Annotated in this window: 1 pseudogene; it reads right to left on the reverse strand. The window is 67.1% G+C overall.

The annotated features are described in order from the left end of the window. Window positions 1-133: 133 nt before the first annotated feature. A pseudogene (gene tnpB / locus F6X40_RS43815) lies at window positions 134-244 on the reverse strand (IS66 family insertion sequence element accessory protein TnpB); the annotation flags it as partial. Window positions 245-246: the final 2 nt, after the last annotated feature.

Raw genomic sequence — 246 nt, forward strand, 5'->3', positions numbered from 1 at the left:
CTCCTTCTCGCCGGCCTCCCGTTCTTTCTCGGTGACCTGCACGATCAGTTGCGCAGCCAACGCACGCAGCTGTTCCGGGCTCAGGGTGTCGAAGTCGGTGGGCAGGTCCATGCGGGCCAGTCTGCCACGGCAGCCCCGTCACGAGCGCCCGCAACTGTTCGGGATTCAACGCGACGGCGACCGCCTCGTGCCCGTTCGTCCAGACAAAGCGGCCCTTGTTCAGGCGACGCGCGGCCAGCCAGATTC

Origin of the sequence: Paraburkholderia sp. UCT31 (assembly GCF_014397655.1) — a bacterium.
GTDB classification, from domain to species: domain Bacteria; phylum Pseudomonadota; class Gammaproteobacteria; order Burkholderiales; family Burkholderiaceae; genus Paraburkholderia; species Paraburkholderia tuberum.